The following is a 15,848-nucleotide window of genomic DNA, read 5'->3' as shown; positions in this document are numbered from 1 at the left end:
GTAATTTGGGTGGTTCGCAGATTTTGTGTTCAAACCGCTGAACCTGTGGGAGCGAGCTTGCTCGCGATGACGGAGTGTCAGGCGACACCGATGCTGAATGTGCCGGCCTCATCGCGAGCAAGCTCGCTCCCACAGTGATTTGGGTAGTTCGCAGATTTTGCGTACAGCCGCTGTACCTGTGGGAGCGAGCTTGCTCGCGATGACGGCATGACAGCCAGCGATGCAGCGACTGCCAGACCACTTCCAAAGGATTTGCAACACTCAGCGCCGTGGCTCGACCACCAATAACAACGACTGTGGCACAGGGCTTTGCGGGTGCTGCGGCTCTTGCAAGCTGGTCAGCACAAAGCCCGCCATGTCCAGCGCGTTCAGCCAACTGGACAACGTGCGAAAATACCACGGCATCGGCTGCCACTGCCCCTTGAACGTGGAGAAGGTTTCTTCCCGCCAGCCATCCTGATAATCGCCCACCGCAGTCGTCCACGGATGCAGCGTCTGGATCACCAGCGCGCCTCCCGGGGCGAGAAGGCTGTTCATGGCGGCGAGCAGGGGGATGATGTCCTGATGCAGCAGGGCGAAGTTGGCGCAGATCAGGTTGTAGTCGCGGCCGATGTCGACTTGCGCCTCTGCCAAGGCTTCATAACTCGCCACATGCACCGGCGATGAACCCGCCACCCGCGCCGCCTCCACCAGCGTCGCATCGCCATCGACACCGACCGCCTCGATACCCCGGTCTGCCAGCGCACGCAACAACCAGCCTTCACCGCAACCCAGGTCGAGCACACGCTCGGGCTGGCGGCCGAGCACCGCCAGCAGGATGGCCTGGTCGGTGACCTTGAGGCGGCTTTCGATGGTGCCCGTGCGGATGGCTTCGATCCAGGCCTGGGCGTTGTGGTGCCAACTGTCGAGGAGGATGGATTCGGGGGCGGGCATGTCGTTGTCCGGCGCTATGGTTTGGATCAAAGGATAGGGCAAGGGCGCCAATCAGCCATTGCCAGTACAGACGATTTGAAGGTGGAACCGGTTCTGGCCGGTTCCACCGACAGCGCAGCGAAGGATGGACGCGTGGCTAGTCGCCTTTGGTGCTTGCCAAATGATAGGCAACCAACGCGTTAGCGTGGCCATGACCCATACCGTGCTCGGTTTTGAGCCAGGTCACCATTTCCATGTGTTTCTTGTTGCTGACGGTTTTGAGCAGATCCAGCCAATGGGTGATCGGTTGCCCATACTTTTTTTCAATTGACGGGAAGTACGAAGCCGGTCCTTTCGTTTTTGTATCTTCGGTCACGATGCAAACTCCCTTTTCGATTTTCCAGGTTCGAAAACAGCGCCGGTTACGTTACTTATTTGCCGTCAACGAGTCTATCGTCCGAGAGACGAAGCAAGGGGGACTTGAGCATGGCGTGGCATCCGTTCTTGTTCTTGAGCGCAGGTTTGCGGGCTCTATCGATGAGTACCGCAGCGGTGAACTGAATATGAGTTTTGTCGACGTGGCCCAGGCTCAGTTGTTCCGCACTCAACATGAGATCGATCAGGGCGAGGGTAAACTGTGTGCACAGGGTCATGCCTGGGGCTTCAACGATTCCAGCTATTTCTCTACAGCGTTCAAGGTCCGCTTCGGTGTTTCTCCTGACGAGTACCGTAAGTGCTACATCAATGCCTCGTTTGAAACTCTGTGGGCGGGCGCGTTTTTTCCCAGTTGCACGAACTGAGCAGCACACTCCCTCAAACATCACCGCCAACAACGTAGTGGGTACCTTCGTCGCCATCTACAGCCTCACCACCGAATGCCATCCGACTATCAAGATTACCGTCCGTCGTCTTTATTTGAATTCAAAAGCCCAGTTCAAAAAAAGAACCTTTAAAAAATAAGAAATTTCTTACTCCGTCCTACAAAAGTCTGAGTGCGGTGCTATTCGGGCTGTTTCAGTTTGGAGTCAATTTTGATGTGGGTTTTTAAATGCTTATGGATATCTGTGAATGTGATGCGATTTTTTAAACTTGAAGTAAACTAAAAGCGAACCGGATATCTTGCGCGAATCTTCCTGAAATATTGAGTGAAAGTTCCTACATCAAAAAAAATGACCTCTTGCGCCAAGTTCTGAAAATTACTAAATATAGAGGTGTCACTAATTCTGGTGGCGCTTCCTCTAACTGCGAGTAATCACTGATGAATAGCGAAAATTTTGGAGACGTTCTTTATTTTGGCGATGAGTTTGAATACGGCTCATGTCCACATATGGCTGGAGGCTCCGGTAGTCAAGGTGGATGTGGAGGTAGTGGTGGATGTGGGGGTGGGGGAGGTTGTAAAGGTGGAAGTGGCGGTAGCGGTGGTAGCGGCGGGAATGCTGTAACTACCCAAGTATCCTCCGACAACGACTGATGACTCATCGAACATGGCTTTTCTGGTCTTGGCCAGAAAAGCCATGCAAAGGATCTGCGTAATGATCAATATACAAAGTTATGAAATTCTTAATTTTCCTGCTGGTAATTTGGTGGTTTCAAAAAGAGGGGTATCGAAGATAAGCTCGCCACCATTGCTGGCGGCCCTGACTAAATTAAAGAGCTATAAAAATATTTCAAAGGATGAGTTCAATGAAATTTTGTCGGAGCATGGTTTGAATCCAGAGGCCGCTTATGAGTTTTTAGAAAAAACACTCTCCATCAGGGAAAACGTTGGTAGCGTGTATTTTGAAAAAACGATCGTGGCCCATGATTGGAGTGAAAATAGCGACTTTGAAGAGTTGTTGAGAAGTGAAATTGATACTCCGCTGGAAGTAAGAAATATCTCAGAATCGCTCAAGGATGTTGTTTTGGGTAAGAAGTATTACATAGTTATCGCTTGCATGAACTATGATTATGATTTTATAGAGAAAATATACTTCGATCTTGTAAGTGTGGCGCCGGACAGCGCGATCAGTGTTTGTTATCGTACGGGTAATTCTTACTGCATTAGTCAACCATATTTGCCGAAAGTCGGAAATCCATGTCATTTTTGTAGCATAGACAGACTGATAAACTATGAAGAGTATCACAGTAGCAGGAGTACTTGGTCAAAGCTCCTGCGGTTTTGCAAAAGCAAGCATATAGCAGTTCCTACCAGTCCGCTAAATATTCTGCAGCGATCTTTGGTTGTTGGTGCGATTATTAATAAAATAAAGTTGCTAGCGAGTCTTGATGGCGAATGTCGCTATCAAGATAATATACTTCAAGACTCTTACATTGATTTTAATGGTAGTTTTGTGAGAGATGTCCCGGTTTCTCACTGGCATATGTGCGACTGCCTGAGGATGCAGGGATGAAATATATACCCCATGACTACTATCTAAAGTTTATGAGCTCAACTGTTCATGCAGAGACTCTGGATTTTCATGCAAAGGGAAATTATACGATTCACGACGCGTTCAAACATGCTACTCGTCTCCACAATGTCAGCGATGAGCAGCTTGCCAAATTGACCGGGAATGAACTTAGGCTTTACCCAGATCTTAATTTGGTTCTTCCAGTTCGCTCTCAATTAAATAGGGATTCGATTGTTTGTCGTAATGAATCTTGTGAAGCTTTTTCTAGCGCAAATATAGATTTTTCCAAGGTCGAAAAACTAATCTCCCCTATGCTTTCATTAAGAGAGGATAGTTATAAGCGTGGATACCCAAGCGGCGGTGCGCTATATCCAGTTGAAGTGTTTGTTTGTTCTCTCATGGAAGATGAGAAAAGTTGGCCCTGTCCTGAAAAAATATTGCATTTACTACCGCAGTCGAGAGGGTTTGAAGTAATGCAGGATACACAAAATATCCATGACCTTAAAAATGCAATTTTGTCTGCTCCAGGAAATATTGGTACACCGCGTATAGCAATAGTTTATGCCGTCTACATACCTAAAACGCTGTTCAAATACAGGTATCGAGGGTACAGACTTGCGCTAATGGAGGTCGGATCAATTTATATGCTCATCGAATTGCAAGCTAAAAAGCTTGGGTTGCGATGCAGGTTGTGGTCCGCGTACACAGACACGATGCTGAGTAAGGCAATAGGTCTTAATCCAACGCTTTTCTTTCCTATGTGTGTGCACTTTATTGGTGAACAATGTGATCCTATATAACTCTAGTTACTACTCATCGTTACCAGGGGCTCTGATTTGTCAGCCGGCCTGTTTACTATCTCTTCCATTTTCCGTTGAAGTGGAAGATCCGTGGTTAAACGGAGGGTCTGGAATAGGAAACGGTTCAACTTCTATAAAGGCGGCGCTAGGTGAGTACTTTGAAAGACGACATTTTTATATGGAGGTTAAGTCTGACGTAATGGGGGATATCAATCATTCATTGACGAGATTGGAAGCTAGCAAATTTATCTATGCTTTTTCTCAAACTAATGAGAGTAATTTGACATCCGCACAGCTTGCCAAACATTCATATAATTTGACGGAGGTATTGCGCGTATCGGATTTTTCTTGTTGTCACATACCTACCGCATGTATTTCTCTTAATTATCATAAAATTGAAAGTGAAAATGCAATATATCCTCTGCGAGATACCTGTGGTTGTAGTTTTCATTATCGATTTGAAGATGCAGTATTTGGGTCAATAAAGGAATATTTGGAAAGGCAGTTTCTAGCAAGATTTTGGCTCACAAAAGAATGCGTTCGACTAATTTCGGAGTCTGATATCAAAGTGGCCCTGAGCGAAAGTCGCGTTAGTATGTTATACGGCGCACTATGTAAGTCAGGTGAGATTACGATCATCGATATATCTGATCCTGATTATCCCGGTTCATGTTTGCTGGCTGTTTACGGTCAAAAGGATAGCAAACGTCATGTTAGGTACTGCGCCGGTATGTCGTATGCAGAAACGCAAAGCGCCGCACTTGAAAAGTCGATCCATGAATTGTGGCAAACCTACAGATTTATTGATTTTTTTCGAGCTACTGAGAGTGATGTCGAGGAAGTTGAAGATTCGTATTTAAAATATTTTTTAAGCTGCAATACTTATGAAACATACAAAGAGATAATTTCTGTCAAATCTCGTGGCTTCGACACATCAGAGTCATCGCTTGATTTTAGCTTGTCTGGTCTTTTGGCTACGCTAAAGTCTCAGCAGATTGATGGTTATCTCTATATTAATTCTCTTGCTATGCATAGCGGTTTGTATTTTTTCTGCAAGTTTGTTTCTCCCGATTTATTTCTGCATATGAATAACTCTAGGGGGATAAATTTCCGAAATAAATACTCTGAAAAATTTTCGAGTCAGATACTTTCTGAGCGGAAAAAAATTATGGTTCCATTCCCATGAAAAGGTGACCTATGTCAAATTTTACAATACCAAGATCTTTCGCACTTGCGCGGTTATTTATGAAAGAGCAGCTAAAAGAACCTGTTGCGCTATTTTGGATAATTGTCTCCCCAGCAGCAACCTATTATTTGCTGGCTTACTCCAGGGGAGGATTTTCTCCTTCGGACATTAGCTATCTAGAAAGCACTTCCTGGTTTTACTCTTATATTTCTTCAAGTGTCGCTTTTTTTGGCTTCTCCTTTTATATCGTGGGTAGAAGGGAAAGCGGATTTATTAGGTCGTTTGTATATGCGTCCGAAGCGAGGCTGATATTTATGTTGGCACAGTTTTTTGCTTATTCACTTATTGCTTTGATTTACTGTACCGCTTTCTATACGTTGACCTGTTTTCCTTTTGGGGACTTTGATATGGCTGAGCTCTTATTGATTTTTTCTCGGTTTTATATCTGCTATGTGCTGTTTTGTGTGCTCGGGATTTTGTTGAGCTTGTTGCCTGTAAATTTTCAGAACGCCAATACCGTTTTCTCAATAACGTCATTTGGGATGCTTGCGTCAGGTATTCTCAGTATTCACGGCTCGCACCCTGCAATCGATTTTGTCAATGTATTTAATCCACTGTATGTTGCGAATGAAATTATGACTGGAGGTTTTGAAAAACACTCCATTCTGATATTTGGAATTCTAATTTCATTTGTTTTGGTCTTTTTGTTGTCGCTACGATTTATGCGCGTAAATCCAGTGTGGAGTCGATATTAATGGGCATTATTAAAGCTAAATCACTTTGCTTCGGGTTTTCTGAAAAAACAATATTCAATGATGCATCTATCAATGTGGTTCCAGGCTGTATTACCGGTCTACTAGGTCCAAACGGTTCCGGAAAGACAACGTTTTTCGATATTGTGTGTGGCCTGAAAAAGCCGAGTGAAGGACAGCTTGTCAATAGTTTTGTCAGCCGGCTTTATCTATCGCAGACAATCATGACTCCCCCCGTGCTGCGTATGTTCGATATCTTTAAAATGACAACTTTGCTTTGCTCTTCGAACCGAATATCGCAAGAGCAGGCTTTGAAAAAACTCGCTGTGTGGAGCCCAGAAATAGTTGAGCGATATAAGGAAATCTGGATAAAAAAATCTTCCGTGTGTAGTTACGGTGAAAAACGTTGGTTCTTTACTCTATCGTTGCTGGCCGTCGATGCAGATCTGGTGATACTGGATGAACCCACCGCTGGAGTTGATCCTGAATTCAGACATTATATTTGGAAGTGTTTGCGTGGAGCTGCTAATGAAGGAGCGGCGATTCTAGTGTCATCCCATAACATTGAGGAGGTAGCAAGCAATTGCGATAACTTCTACATGATCAGCGAACAACAGTTTAAACCGTTCAGTTCAGGCAAGGAGTTCATGAGTCGCTACGACGCAAGCACACTGGACGAAGCTTTTATCCGTGCGGCTGCCGCACCCGGGTTCACGGCACCTTCTGTTCAAAAGTAATGACAAGGTCACACGTATTTAGCCAGTACAGGTGCCGATCGCGCAAACGCGTAATCGTCTTATCAATTGATCAATTTGGCACAACCGCCAATACAACTGGTACGCAGGGAAAAACCTGCGCACCGCTGGAAATCGTCGAGCGCACCGTGCAGTCGTCGCACAAGGCGTTCAAGTCTGGCGTGTGAACGAACATCACACGGCAGGCGGTTTCGCCAGTTCAATCCCGGCGGCACCCAGCCGCTTGAGAATTTCAAACAGCAGCTCGCTTTTGATCGCGCCGACCGTGCGTGGGCTGCCGACATAACCGGTGATGGTCAACGTGATGCCTTCGGGTTTCAGCTGACTGAAGCGCAAAAATGGCACCGGTTTATCCAGAATGGATTCGTGTTCGGTGAAGGTGTCGAGCAGCAGGTTCTGCACCAGCTCCGGATCGATGTCCAACGGGAACATCAGTTCGAGTATCACCACGCCCTGGGCGCTGCCGCCGAGGGTGACGTTGCGCAGGTTCTGCGAAATCAGGTGGGAGTTGGGCACGATCATGATCGAGCGGTCGGCGAGTTGTATTTCCGTGGCCCGCACGTTGATCCGTCGTATATCGCCTTCGACTCCGCTGATGCTGATCAGGTCGCCGACCTTCACCGGGCGCTCGGTCAGCAGGATCAGGCCGGAGATGAAGTTCTTCACGATTTCCTGAAGGCCGAAGCCGATGCCCACTGACAGGGCACTGACGATCCAGGCCAGGTTGGTCCACTTGATCCCCAGCGACGCCAGCGTGAGCAGGACGACGGACACGTAGCCGATGTTGGCAAACAGGGTGCTCAACGAGGCGCACATGCCCGGGTCCATCTCGGTTTTCGGCAGGAACTCGTTATCCAGCCAGCGCCGTAATGAGCGAATCAGGTAGATGCCGATCACCAGGGCGAGGATGGCATTGACCAGGTTGTCCGGGACGATGTTCAGCTTGCGCAGCCCTTCACCACCGAGAATGGCCGCGGTGCCGGTGACCAGTTGCCCGAGCGTCGTACCGACCCCACCGACAAACAACGCAATGATGCCGATCAGCATCAGGATGGCGCGGCCTGCGCCGGAAAACACGGTGCAGATCTGCTCCAGCCGTGGATTGCCGATGCCCAGTAGCTGTTTGATGGCCTTGCCGGCGGGTTGCCTGGGCGAAAAAAGGTAGTCGCAGGTGTCCTGGTAAACCTGTGTGAGCAGGTAGAAACCGGCGAAGATGATGAATATCCAGACCATTTCGTAGGTGATGAACCGGGCCATTGTCACGTAGCCGATCACCAGGGCGAACAGGGACACCACCACGGCAAAGCCGGTAAACGTATAAATCAGGCCGGCGTAGGTGGTGACGCCTTCGGGAGCCTCTCCGGCAACTATCAAGTCTCGGCGCGTCTTGCTGACGCGCAACAGCAGCGCGCCGATTACCAGTGCCGCGACCAACGCCACGATGCCCCGACCGAACAGCACCACTTCGGCGCTCATGCCGGTGACATTGCTCATCTGCACCAGGGTCACCAGCACCAGCAGCAGGCTTGCCAGCAACCTTGGATAGGGTTCCATCGCCAGCGCCACCGGATCGGCAATATCGGGCAGGCGCCATGAAGGATGTTTGGTCGATAGCAACGCGCGACTCAACCCGGTGATCAGCACGCAGGTATAGGCCAGCTTTTCCAGATACTGCGCCAGATCGGCCAGCAGCGGGGTGTAGGGCAGTTGCCGGGTCCCAGCAAAATGCAGCAGTTGCAGGGCGATGCCGGCGGTCAGCACCGTCGCCACTACCGATGCCAGCGCAAGGGAGCTGCGCCGCAACCGGCCTTCAGGCATTCGATGGATGCACACCCATGCCAGAGCCCGGCCGGCGAGCTTTCGCCCCACGGTCCAGATGGCCAGGGCCAGGATCAGCAGGGCGGCCGTGATCCCGCGTTGTCCGGGTTGCCAGGCAGCCCGGTGCGTGGCCTCGAGTTGCTGGATGAGGGCGTTGAAACGTTGACGGTCATCGATCGGAAGATCGAACAATGGCGACCAGAAGCCCGGGTTCAAGATACTGCTGGTTTGCTGGGTCACTTCCGCTTCGATCAGGCTGCGCCGAATGCTGCCAATCTGGGTGATCAGCTCGGCGGCACTTATTTTCAGCGCAGCCAGGGTTTTGAGTTGGCTATCGAGCTTGTTTTTTTGCTCGCCGAGGGTGTCTCGTTGGGTGGTAATGGCAGAGGTCACCAGTGCGTTCTCGTCGAGCAGCACTGGCCCCAGCACGTTGAGTTGCGCTTGCAACTGCGCCTGCCCGGGCAGCAGCGATGCATGCAGACGATCAATATCCTGAATGAGTACTTGCACCAGGTCCTGTGAGCTTTCCAGTTGGGTGTAATTGCTGGCCTGGGACACCTGCTGCTTGAGGCTGTTCAGCTGGTTTTGCAAGCCCAGTAGATCGCTGTCGGGGATGCTGATGACCGGGGCTGCGGGGGCGGGAGCAAGGGCGTCGGCCATGTCCGCCGCCAACAGCCATCCCGGGCTGGCCGCCAGAAGCGCGAAGGCGACGTAAATCATTGACTTCAAGACATTGAACATCGGTGTGCTCGACGGGTTGTTAGTCACTTAGCCAATGAGGTTAGGTCATGACACGCACCCTGGAGCGATGTTTTGTCGAAAGTGCCCCGGCTGGTTTTCGCCCGGGCGCTACTCATGCTGTTGCCGCGCCGGGAAAAACAGTTCGAAGCAGGTGATGCCGTCGGCACTGCTGACGTGGCAGGCACCGTTGTGCAGTTGCATGATCGTCGCCACGATCGACAGGCCCAGGCCATTGGATTGGGCCGAGCGTTCGCGGGACTCGTCGACCCGGTAGAAGCGTTCGAACAGCCGTGACAGATGCTGGGCCGGGATGGTCGGGCCGTGGTTGCGCACTTGCACCTGGATGCCGTCGGCGGTCGGGGTGGCGTGGATGTACAGCTCGGAATGCGGGGCGCCGTACTTGATGGCGTTGGCGCACAGATTGGCCAATGCACGCCGCAGCAACATGGGCTCGGCCCAGATCAAACCGCTGCCCTGGGCATCGATGCAGATGCCAACGTCGGTCGCCGGGCCTTCGAAATAGTCGGCCATGCGTTGCATTTCGTCGGCGGCATCCAGTTCCTGACGCTGACGCAAGGCACTGCGCGGATCGGTGCGGGCCAGAAACAGCATGTTGTCGAGCATGCGCGCCAGGCGTTCAAGCTCTTCGACATTCGAGGCCAACAGCTGTTGATAGGCGTCGGTGCTGCGGTTCTGCTGCAAGGCCACCTGGGTTTCACCGAGCAGGTTGTTGATCGGCGTGCGCAGTTCGTGGGCCATGTCGGTCGATACCTGGCCCAGTTGGATGAAGCCTTTGTCCAGCCGGTCGAGCATGGCGTTGAAGGCGTCGATCATGGGCAACAGCTCCAGCGGCGCGCCCTGGCTGTCGAGGCGTTCATTGAGGTTGCCGACGTCGATGCTCTGGGTGTGGCGGGCCAGGCGCCGCACGGGCAACAGGCCGCGATGCACCAGCACATAACCGGACAACGCCAGCAGAATCGCCGCGACGCTGGCGAACAGGTACACATTGAGCCGGTAGTCGGCGAGCACGGCGGTGCGTTCGGTCATCAGGCGCCCGGTCACCACTTGCAGGCTGCCTAGATCACCCGAGTCGATGGTCGCCGCCAGGGCGGAAAACGGCACGCCATTGACGTTGGGCAAATGCTGCACGTCGTCCAGGGTCAGCCGATGATCCATCGCCACCGGGGTCAGCACCGGCATCTTCAGGTTGCCCGGGTTGACCACCAGCAACGGCGGCTGGCCAGGGGTGCCGATGGTCAGCAGGGCCTCGCGGTTGCCCATCATGTTCTGGAACAGCGCCGGTTTGGCCTTGATCAGGTCCAGGGTATTACTGTCGTTGAGGAAGGTGCGCAACTGGTCGATGCGGGTGATCAGGGCAATGTCGTCGCGACGGATCAACTCGCGCTCCAGGTCGCGGTACAGCGCCACGCCAAGCAGCGCCAGCGAGACAAACGCCAGCAGGGCAAACACCAGCGCCAGACGCAGGGTCAGGGAGTGGCTGAGGCGAGAGGCGGATTGCAGCGGCGTCATGGCATTCACGGGGGCGTTCAGGGTTGAGTGTCGAAGCGGTAGCCGATGCCGCGCACGCTGTGGATCAGCTTGAGCGGGAACGGATCATCGATTTTCAGGCGCAGGCGGCGCACGGCGACATCGACGACATTGGTGTCGCTGTCGAAATTCATGTCCCAGACCCGCGAGGCGATCATCGAGCGTGACAGCACTTCGCCCTGATGCGTGGCGAACAGGTGCAGCAGGGCGAACTCCTTGTTGGTCAGGGTGATGCGGTTGCCGGCGCGGCTGACGCGACGCTTGAGCACGTCGATCTGCAGGTCGTCGACGTGCAGGTGTTCTTCTTCCCGGGTAGGGCCGCGTCGGGTCAGGGTGCGCAGGCGTGCCACCAGTTCAGCGAAGGAAAACGGCTTGATCAGGTAATCGTCGGCGCCCAGTTCCAGGCCTTTGATGCGGTCGGCGATGTCATCCCGGGCGGTGAGGAACAGCACCGGTGTATCGGCTTCCTTGCGCAAGCGGCGCAGGACTTCCCAGCCATCCATCTTCGGCATCATGACGTCCAGCACGATCACGTCGAAATCGTGTTCCAGGGCCAGGTGCAAGCCATCGACGCCGTCCCGCGCCAGGCTCACCGTGTATCCGAGTTCCTGCAGGCCGTTGAGCAGGTAATTGCCGGCCTTGGGTTCGTCTTCGACTACGAGGATGTTCATCGGGACCTGCCTGTTTCGGTCGGGCTACGGGGGCGCATCAGTGGCGCAAGTGTAGCCCGATCAGCGGCGACGGCAGGCATCGGATCAGTTCTCACCAAGGCAACTCACGCCCTGGACCTGATAGTCCAGCTGGTGTTCGCGACCCTGGTGGTCGAGGTAGTTGAACTGCGCCGGGACGATGCCGCACTTGCCGTTGAGGTCGGTCATCGACAGCACTTTGGCCACATCCACCGGGACATAGAAGCCGTCTTTGTCGTGGATGACCGGCGAGGTGGACTGGGTAGCGGCAAACGCCGAACCGGTGGCGAGCAGGGCGGCAAAGCCCGCGATCAACATTTTCATGACGAATCTCTCTCTACAAGGGCAGGGTGGCTGCCGGTGGTTGGCCTGACAGTGAGTTCAGGTTAACGAGGCGATCCGGACAGCCGACCAACAGCTTGATGACAAAGTTGTAATGAAAGGATGGCGAGAGCACCCAGGTCCCTGTGGGAGCGAGCTTGCTCGCGATAGCGGTGTGTCAGACACCGAAAATGTCGACTGACACTCCGTCATCGCGAGCAAGCTCGCTCCCACAGGGTGGTGCAGCGCTTTAAAACAAATCAACCCACGGATCCATGGCCTAAGCTTGTTCGCAGGCCCATGTTCATCGCACACCTCGATGGGCAAACGGCACCTATAAAAACAATGCAATCAGGAGATGCCCATGTCCGCTTTGATCCGTCGTTTCAGTCGCTGCATGGCCGCTGGTTTGACCGCTGCCGTGCTTGTCGCCCCCGCCTTCGCGCTGGATACCGTGAAATTCATGGCCCCGGGCTCGGTGGGCGGTGGTTACGACCAGACCGCCCGGGTGCTGGGCAAGGCCATGGTCGAAGCCAATACGGCCAAGGCCGTGACCTTCGAGAACAAGGGCGGGGCGGGCGGAACCCTGGGGCTGGCGCAATTTGCCAACAGCACCAAGGGCGATCCGAATGCACTGTTGGTGGTCGGGGCGATCATGGTCTCGGGCATCGAACAGAACAAACCGCAGATCAGCCTGAAGGATGTGACACCCATTGCACGGTTGTTCACCGAGTACAACGTGATCGCCGTGCGCAAGGAGTCTGAATACAAGACCCTCGATGACCTGATCAAGGCTTTCAAGGCCAATCCAACGAGCATCACCTGGGGCGGTGGCTCCAAGGGCTCGGTGGATCACATCGGCATCGCCGAACTGGCGGGCAAGCTGGACGTGCCGGTCAACAAGGTCAACTACGTAGCCTTCGGTGGCGGTGGCGAGGTGGTTGCCCAGGCGCTGGGCGGCCAGCTCAAGGTGATCACCGGCGGTTACGCCGAGCTGGGCCAATACATCAAGACCGGTCAGTTCCGGGTCCTGGCCATCGGCGCGCCGGAGCGCGTTCCCGGCATTGAGGCACCGACCCTCAAGGAGAGCGGCTATGACGTGACGATCGGCAACTGGCGCGGCGTTTACGGTGCAGCGGGCCTCACCCCGCAGCAGCGTAAAGAAGTGATCGACGCTGTCGTGGCCGCCACCAACAGCAAGGTCTGGCAGGACAATATCCAGACCAACGCCTGGACGCCCAGCGTGCTGACCGGCGATGAGTTCGGCAAATTCGTCGAGGAAGAACACGTGCGGTTGCACGCCATGCTGGTCAAGGTCGGGCTGATTTGAAATGGCCACACTACGCGCAGTGGTGCCGACGCAATTGGCGGTCGGCATCGGCCTGATCGCCATCAGCGTCGTGTTGGCGATTGGTGCCTACCGGTTTCCGCCCGAAATGGGCTTCGTCATCCTCCCGGCGTACGTTTATCCCTTTGTCGTGGCAGGGTTTCTGGGCGCAGTGGGGCTGCTGCTGGGGTATCAGGCCATCAGTGGCGGCTTTCGCGAACTGGATAACGACACCCCGACGGTGCCCGGTGGAAAAGCCGGTGCGGCCTGGGTGACCGCGGGGCTTGTCGGGGTGGCGGTGCTGATCAACCTCATCGGTTTCGTGCTGGCCGCCGGATTGCTGTTTGCCTGTTCGGCGCGGGGTTTTGGCAGCCGTCATCCGCTGCGGGACCTGGCCATCGGCATTGCCTTGACCCTGCCGATCTACTGGCTGTTCAACGCCGGGCTGGGGGTTTCCCTGCCGTCGCTGATCAACATCTGGCTTTGAAAGGAGATCGACACTGTGGACATTCTTTCAAGCCTGGCGATGGGTTTTTCCGCGGCGCTGACACCGATCAATCTGATGTGGGGGTTCATCGGCTGCCTGCTTGGTACCGCCATCGGCGTGTTGCCGGGGATCGGTCCGGCGTTGACGGTGGCGCTGCTGCTGCCGATCACCGCCAAGGTCGACCCCACTGGCGCGCTCATCATGTTCGCCGGTATCTACTACGGCGCGCAGTTCGGCGGTTCCACCACTTCGATTCTGCTCAACACCCCTGGCGAGTCGTCGTCGATGGTCACGGCGCTGGAAGGCAACCTGATGGCGCGCAACGGCCGGGCCGGGCCTGCGCTGGCAACGGCGGCGATCGGCTCCTTCGTCGCCGGCACCATCGCCACGATTTTGCTGACGCTGTTTGCGCCCATCGTGGCCAGGCTGGCACTGAACTTCGGTCCGACCGAATACTTCGCGATCCTGGTGCTGTCGTTCACCACCGTGTCGGCGGTGCTCGGCGCCTCGATGCTGCGCGGCTTTGCCTCGCTGGGCGTTGGGCTGACCATCGGTTTGATCGGCCTGGATTCGACCTCGGGTATTGCCCGCTACACGTTGGGCGTTCCCGAACTGGTGGACGGTATCGAGGTGGTGCTGGTGGCGGTCGGTTTGTTCGCGGTGGGCGAGGCCTTGTACAGCTTGCTCTATCAGACAGAAGCCAACGAGGGCCGGCACCGCCTGACCTCGTTGTGGATGACCCGCGCTGACTGGAAACGCTCGGTGCCCGCGTGGCTTCGGGGCACGCTGATCGGTTTTCCGTTTGGTTCGATTCCGGCCGGTGGCGCCGAGATTCCGACTTTCCTGTCCTATTCCACCGAACGCAAACTCAGCAAGTATCCCAAGGAGTTTTCCGCCAACAAGGGCGAGGGCGCCATCGAAGGCGTCGCCGGCCCGGAAGCGGCCAACAACGCCAGCGCGACTGGGTCCCTGGTACCGTTGCTGACCCTGGGCATCCCGACGTCCGCGACCGCTGCGATCCTGTTGGCGGCGTTCCAGAACTACAACCTGCAACCGGGGCCGATGCTGTTCGAAACCTCCGCCGACCTGGTCTGGACGCTGGTGGCCTCGCTGTACATCGGCAACGCGATTCTGCTGGTGTTGAACCTGCCGCTGGTGGGGCTGTGGGTCAAACTGCTGCAAATCCCCCGGCCGTACCTGAACGCCGGCATCCTCGTATTCGCCACCATCGGCGTGTATGGCATGCGCCACTCATCCTTCGACCTGATCCTGATGTTGGCCATTGGCTGGGGCGGGGTGCTGATGCGCCGCTTCGACTTCCCCGTCGCCCCGGTGATCGTCGGCATGCTGCTGGGGCCGATGGCGGAGAAACAACTGCGCAACGCCTTGTCCATCAGCCAGGGCGACTGGACGGTGTTCGTCACGCAGCCGATCTCGGCGTTCTTCCTCGCCCTGACGCTGCTGGTGCTGGTGGTGCCCCATGTGTTGCATAAACGCGGCATAAAGTTGCATGAGGATGATTGAGCGCATCGAATGTCTGTGAGTCAAATGCAATTAATGTGTGAGCGGATTTACTAATATGGGGCCTCAGTTGTAATAGAACAGTATTGGCGATCTAGTTGCCGGAGACGCTCTCGTTTTAGAAAGTGATTTTGATGGCCGTTACAGCTTGGGGGGGGCGCCGTAATCTTGTTGGCAAGAAAACACCGGCGCAAGGCCGGTGCCGAGGGGGCGGGAAAATCGGTAGCCGCGAGCAAGTATGGCACGCTAGATTATATGGAAATTAGATGTGGCTATGTTATTTGTACTCACACTGACTTTTTTCATGGTTCCAGCGGCCGCCATTGTCCAAACATGTATCTATTTTAATCTGCTTGCAGCCGGTTTGGGCTATTAGCAAAAAAAGCAGTATGATTTTTTCATTGTATTAATACCCGTTGTCTAATCCGGCCGGCCTAAATATAGTACACAGCAACTCTTCCGTGCTTACAGCGGGGTGTTCAAAGTTTTTCGGCCCAGGGTATCAATCTTAGCCAGCAGACGGTATCAAACTTTCTGGCCCCACACTTGTAGGCGCTGGCTCAACGTAACACCGTGCCGGCCTAACCTGATACTTAAAACC

The 15,848-nt window shown here is 54.2% G+C and carries 14 protein-coding genes and 1 pseudogene; 9 read left to right on the top strand and 6 right to left on the bottom strand.

Going from position 1 to position 15,848, the window contains the following annotated elements:
• Positions 1–261 precede the first annotated feature (261 nt).
• Complete coding sequence (locus AC1D1M_RS27450) at positions 262–933, bottom strand: class I SAM-dependent methyltransferase (RefSeq protein ID WP_477778106.1); 672 nt, start codon at positions 931–933, stop codon at positions 262–264.
• Positions 934–1,069: 136 nt separating this feature from the next.
• Complete coding sequence (locus AC1D1M_RS27445) at positions 1,070–1,288, bottom strand: DUF4287 domain-containing protein (RefSeq protein WP_477778105.1); 219 nt, start codon at positions 1,286–1,288, stop codon at positions 1,070–1,072.
• A gap of 250 nt (positions 1,289–1,538) precedes the next feature.
• Between AC1D1M_RS27445 and AC1D1M_RS27440 the strand changes: the two are divergent.
• The 6 genes and pseudogenes from AC1D1M_RS27440 to AC1D1M_RS27415 form a co-directional block, all read left to right on the top strand.
• Positions 1,539–1,712, top strand: a pseudogene (locus tag AC1D1M_RS27440) (AraC family transcriptional regulator); the annotation flags it as partial.
• Between the two features lie 732 nt (positions 1,713–2,444).
• Positions 2,445–3,302, top strand: a complete 858-nt coding sequence (locus AC1D1M_RS27435; RefSeq protein ID WP_477778104.1) for an McbB family protein — start codon at positions 2,445–2,447, stop codon at positions 3,300–3,302.
• Complete coding sequence (locus tag AC1D1M_RS27430; protein ID WP_115947508.1) at positions 3,299–4,102, top strand: nitroreductase family protein; 804 nt, start codon at positions 3,299–3,301, stop codon at positions 4,100–4,102. Before AC1D1M_RS27435 ends, AC1D1M_RS27430 begins: the two co-directional genes overlap by 4 nt.
• Positions 4,089–5,288 (top strand): YcaO-like family protein, encoded by a 1,200-nt coding sequence (locus AC1D1M_RS27425; RefSeq protein ID WP_477778103.1) that lies wholly within the window; start codon positions 4,089–4,091, stop codon positions 5,286–5,288. Before AC1D1M_RS27430 ends, AC1D1M_RS27425 begins: the two co-directional genes overlap by 14 nt.
• 11 nt (positions 5,289–5,299) lie before the next feature.
• Positions 5,300–6,043 carry an ABC transporter permease gene (locus tag AC1D1M_RS27420; protein WP_477778102.1) on the top strand — a complete coding sequence of 248 codons (744 nt, stop codon included), beginning with the start codon at positions 5,300–5,302 and terminating at the stop codon, positions 6,041–6,043.
• Positions 6,043–6,777, top strand: coding sequence for an AAA family ATPase (locus tag AC1D1M_RS27415; protein WP_477760462.1), 735 nt, complete (start codon positions 6,043–6,045; stop codon positions 6,775–6,777). Before AC1D1M_RS27420 ends, AC1D1M_RS27415 begins: the two co-directional genes overlap by 1 nt.
• 192 nt (positions 6,778–6,969) lie before the next feature.
• On the opposite strand, the gene AC1D1M_RS27410 is transcribed toward AC1D1M_RS27415, so the two are convergent.
• The 4 genes from AC1D1M_RS27410 to AC1D1M_RS27395 all read right to left on the bottom strand — a co-directional run bounded on the left by AC1D1M_RS27410 (position 6,970) and on the right by AC1D1M_RS27395 (position 11,915).
• Positions 6,970–9,354, bottom strand: a complete 2,385-nt coding sequence (locus AC1D1M_RS27410; protein WP_477778101.1) for a DUF3772 domain-containing protein — start codon at positions 9,352–9,354, stop codon at positions 6,970–6,972.
• 108 nt (positions 9,355–9,462) lie between these two features.
• The gene (locus AC1D1M_RS27405) at positions 9,463–10,884 is read right to left on the bottom strand and encodes a heavy metal sensor histidine kinase (protein WP_477778109.1); all 1,422 of its coding nucleotides are present in this window, start codon (positions 10,882–10,884) and stop codon (positions 9,463–9,465) included.
• Between the two features lie 17 nt (positions 10,885–10,901).
• The gene (locus AC1D1M_RS27400) at positions 10,902–11,573 is read right to left on the bottom strand and encodes a heavy metal response regulator transcription factor (protein ID WP_046040381.1); all 672 of its coding nucleotides are present in this window, start codon (positions 11,571–11,573) and stop codon (positions 10,902–10,904) included.
• 84 nt (positions 11,574–11,657) lie between these two features.
• Complete coding sequence (locus AC1D1M_RS27395) at positions 11,658–11,915, bottom strand: DUF2790 domain-containing protein (RefSeq protein WP_477778100.1); 258 nt, start codon at positions 11,913–11,915, stop codon at positions 11,658–11,660.
• 361 nt (positions 11,916–12,276) lie between these two features.
• On the opposite strand from AC1D1M_RS27395, the gene AC1D1M_RS27390 reads away from it, so the two are divergent.
• The 3 genes from AC1D1M_RS27390 to AC1D1M_RS27380 are packed head-to-tail and all read left to right on the top strand — an operon-like array spanning position 12,277 to position 15,250.
• Positions 12,277–13,242, top strand: coding sequence for a Bug family tripartite tricarboxylate transporter substrate binding protein (locus AC1D1M_RS27390; protein ID WP_477778099.1), 966 nt, complete (start codon positions 12,277–12,279; stop codon positions 13,240–13,242).
• 1 nt (position 13,243) lies between these two features.
• The gene (locus AC1D1M_RS27385; RefSeq protein ID WP_477778098.1) at positions 13,244–13,726 is read left to right on the top strand and encodes a tripartite tricarboxylate transporter TctB family protein; all 483 of its coding nucleotides are present in this window, start codon (positions 13,244–13,246) and stop codon (positions 13,724–13,726) included.
• Between the two features lie 15 nt (positions 13,727–13,741).
• On the top strand, positions 13,742–15,250 hold the full coding sequence (locus AC1D1M_RS27380) for a tripartite tricarboxylate transporter permease (protein WP_477778097.1): 1,509 nt from the start codon (positions 13,742–13,744) through the stop codon (positions 15,248–15,250).
• Positions 15,251–15,848: the final 598 nt, after the last annotated feature.

The organism is Pseudomonas sp. P1_F7, from assembly GCF_056405655.1.
The sequence above is the reverse complement of the archived record's forward strand: the minus strand, read 5'-3'. Positions and strand labels throughout refer to the sequence as shown.